At 76.5% G+C, this 4,049-nt stretch carries 2 protein-coding genes; both read left to right on the forward strand.

Features of this window, described 5'->3' with window-relative positions; translation table 11 throughout:
- The first annotated feature begins 124 nt into the window (after positions 1-124).
- On the forward strand, positions 125-2,269 hold the full coding sequence (locus VGI02_RS23385) for a prolyl oligopeptidase family serine peptidase (RefSeq protein WP_331631375.1): 2,145 nt from the start codon (positions 125-127) through the stop codon (positions 2,267-2,269).
- Positions 2,270-2,472: 203 nt separating this feature from the next.
- A partial coding sequence (locus tag VGI02_RS23390; protein WP_331631377.1) for a cutinase family protein occupies positions 2,473-4,049 on the forward strand: 1,577 nt, incomplete at its 3' end.

Here is a 4,049-nt window from a genome sequence, read left to right on the forward strand (position 1 = left end):
GACCTGCCGACCACCCACAACGTCCTCGACGGCGGCCCGGACGTGCTCGTCGGGCTCGTCGAGGAGGTCCTCGCCGACGTGGCCGCGCGGTGAGTGCCGGCGACGGCGGGCAGGATGGCCGGTCGTGACCGTCGAGAACCCTGTACCTCCGGAGAGCCGGGTCAACGACTCGTTCCCCCGTCGCCAGGCCGCGACCCGGCGCTTCACCCTCGGCGCGCCGCGCGGGGTGGCGATCTCCCCGGACGGCGCGCGGGTCGTCTTCCTGCGCAGCCGCGGCGGTGACGACCCGGTGACCTGTCTGTGGGTGCTCGACGTCGCGAGCGGCGAGGAGCACCTGCTCGTCGACCCGCTCGCGCTGCGGGCGGGCGGGGAGGACGCAGCGGAGGACCTCCCGCCCGAGGAGCGGGCCCGACGCGAGCGGGTGCGTGAGCAGTCCGGCGGCGTCGTCGACTACGCCACCGACCGCGAGGTCGCGACCGCCGCCTTCGTGCTCTCCGGCCGGGCGTTCACCGTCGGGCTCACCCCGGGCTCGACGCCGGTGCCGCTGCCGGTCGAGGGACCCGTCGTCGACCCGCGCCCGGACCCGTCCGGCACGCGGGTGGCGTTCGTGCGGGCCGGGGCGCTGCACGTGTGCACGCTCGCGTCGGGGGAGACGACGACGCTCGCCAGCCCGGACGGCGACCACGTCACCTGGGGTCTCGCCGACTTCGTCGCCGCCGAGGAGATGAACCGCTACCGGGGCTACTGGTGGGCGCCGGACGGCGGGTCGCTCGCCGTCGCGCGGGTGGACGACGCGCCCGTCACCCGCTGGCACATCGCCGATCCCGCCAACCCGGACCGCGACCCCGCCGTCGTCGGCTACCCCGCCGCCGGGACGGCGAACGCGGCGGTGACGCTGCACCTGCTGGGCCTCGACGGGTCACGCACCGACGTCGACCTCGGCGCCGACGAGTACCTCGCTGCCGTCACGTGGGACCGGCACGCGCTGCTCGCGACGACGTCGCCGCGCGACCAGAAGCGCGTGACGCTGCGGGCGGTGGACCCGGCGTCCGGGACGTCCGTCGAGGTGCACTCCGAGGTCGACGACGCGTGGGTCGATCTCGTCCCCGGCGTTCCGGCGCACCTGTCCGGCGGCGCGCTCGTCCGGTGTGCGGACGCCGACGACGCCCGGCGCCTGGTGGTCGACGGCGAGGCCGTGACCGGCACCGACCTGCAGGTCCGGGGCGTGGCGGACGTCGACGGGGACACCGTGCTGTTCACCGCGTCCCGGGCCGGGGTGCCGACCTCGACGGCGCTGTTCGTCTGGTCGCGCGAGGCCGGGGTGAGCGTGGTGAGCGCCGCTCGGGGGGTGGCGTCGGGCCGGCTGGCGGGCGGGGTGCTCGTCGTCGCGCAGGCCTCGCTCGACCACGACGGGACCGTGACGACGGTGACGGGCCCGGGTCGTTCGACGACGCTGCGGTCGTTCGCCGAGTCGCCCCGCCTGGAGCCCCGGGTGCACGTGTTCGCCGCGGGGGAGCGCGGGCTCGCGACGGCGGTGCTGCTGCCCCGTCACCACATCCCCGGCTCGGAGCCGCTGCCGGTGCTGCTCGACCCGTACGGCGGTCCCCACGCCCAGCGGGTCGTCGATGCGCGCGGGGCGTTCCTGACCAGCCAGTGGTTCGCCGACCAGGGGTTCGCGGTGGTGGTCGCCGACGGGCGCGGGACCCCGGGACGCGGGTCGGCCTTCGAGCGGGCGGTGCACGGCGACCTGGCGGCACCGGTGCTCGAGGACCAGGTGGCGGCGCTGGCGGCGGCCGCTGCGGAGGTGGAGGACCTCGACCTGTCCCGTGTGGGAATCCGGGGATGGTCCTTCGGTGGCTACCTGGCCGCCCTCGCCGTGCTGCGTCGCCCGGACGCCGTGCACGCGGCGGTGGCGGGCGCTCCCGTGACCGACTGGGCCCTCTACGACACCCACTACACCGAGCGCTACCTCGGGACGCCGTCGTCGTGGCCGGACGCGTACTCGCGGTCCTCGATCATCGACGACGCGACCGTGCCCGCGACGGCCGAGGCCCCGATGCGCCCGCTGATGCTGATCCACGGGCTCGCCGACGACAACGTGGTCGCCGCGCACACTCTGCGGCTGTCCTCGGCGCTGCTGGCGGCGGGTCGGCCGCACCAGGTGCTCCCGCTGTCGGGGGTCACGCACATGACGCCGCAGGAAGTGGTCGCCGAGAACCTGCTCCGCCTGCAGGTGGCGTTCCTCAAGGAGTCGCTCGGGGTGCGGTGAGCCGGTGTCAGCGATGCGGCGTCGCTGACATCCAACGTCAGTAACTCCACATCCTCGGCGTCCGTCGCTCGCCGAATCCCTGCCACGGGTTTCTCCAAACCGCCACCACGCTCGCCGCGGACCGCCGACTCTGGTCCGCGGTTCGGGGCAGGTGACGGCGGTGGAGGACCGAGGTGGGCGCGGAGCGGGCAGACGGTGCGGACGTGGCGCCGGACGTGCGGTTGGAGCTGACGCACGGTCCGGGGGGACCCGGCGTCCTCGCTGACGGGCGGGCGCTGACGGTGCCGCCACACGCCTCGGCCACGGATGTCGGGCTGGCGGCGGCTCGCAGGCACGCGGCGCGGTCGGGTCGGGATCTGCTCGTCGAGGTGGTCGACGGGGCGTCGGTGACGACGGTGTCGGTCGGTCCCCAGGGGTTCGTCACCCTCGTGTCCGCGCCGCCCCGGCCCTCGGCCCCGTCGCAGCCGGCGGCGCCCGACCTCGTGCCGCCCGCACCCGCCGAGTTCGCGACCGCGTGGATCGCGGCGTCAGCGGCCGAGCCACCGGTCGCTCCCCCTGGATGTCCGGCGCCGGACCTCCCGTCACCCCGGACCACGACGCCGCCCGTGGAGGCCCTCTCGCCGTGGGCGCGCCCGGTCCCGGCGCGGTCGAGCGCCACGGGCCGCCCGGTGGCGTCGCTCGTGGTGACGGCGCTGGTCGTCGTCGCGGTCGTGGTCGGTGCCGTCGGGACCGGGGTGGCCACGCTCGCCTCGTCCCAGGCGCTGCCCGGCTCGTGCCGGCCGGTCACCGTCTACGCGGTCGGCGGCGCGGGCGGCGCCTCGGACGTGCTGCGGGGGGTCACGGACCCGTTGTCCTCGCAGTTCGGCGAGAAGATCTCGGTGGTGACGGTTCCGCCGCCACCGACCGGCGGCTCGTACGCGTCCGCCGAGTCCGAGGCGGTCTCCTCGCTCGCGAACGCGGTCGGCGAGCACGTCGAGGGCTGCCCTACCGGTGCGCTGATGCTCTTCGGCTACTCGCAGGGCGCTCAGGTGGCCGGCGACCTCGCGTCCCGCGTCGGTACCGGACTCGAGCCCCGCGTCCCCGCGAACCTGATCCAGGCCGTCGGGCTGTTCGGCGACCCGGCGCGCAGTCCGCGCACCCGGGCGGTCCCGGAGGGCACGACGGGGCAAGGCGCCCTGCCGCCCCGAGCCGTCGGTTTCGGCTCCCTCGACGCCCGAACGATCGAGATCTGCGCCCCCGGCGACCCCGTGTGCGACAGCCCTCCCGACGCCGCCGCCCCTGCCCTCGAGCAGGCCGTCGCCTCCCCCGTGCACGGCTCCTACCAGCAACTCCCGGTCGCCGCGGGCACCACGGCGCCGCGGTGGGCGGCCGGCTCGCTCGGCAAGGTCGTCGCCGCGATCCCGACCGACGCGGGCCCCGCCAAGGCCCCCGCGGGGACCACGGCCCAGTCCGGTGCGGTCGGCACGACGACGCCCGGGGCCACCGGGTCCTCCGGAACCGGGGCGGCCGACTCGTCGACGTCCGGGACGGGATCGTCGACGACGTCGGCGCGTGGGGCGGATGGGGTGGGCACGACGACCGCCGTCCCCGAGTCCGGCGACACGTACGGCGAGGCGGGCGGGGCCGCCGCGGGCCCGACCGTGACGGCTGCCCCCGGCTCGTCGGAGACCGGAAGCACCGCGGACGGTGCCGGAGCGGCCACCCGGCGCTCCGGGTCGGCGGGGGCGTCGTCGACGGTGGCGCCCGGCGACGACGGCTCGTCGGGCTCCGCGTCGGGGAC

The organism is Actinomycetospora sp. (assembly GCF_036497245.1).
GTDB lineage: Bacteria > Actinomycetota > Actinomycetes > Mycobacteriales > Pseudonocardiaceae > Actinomycetospora.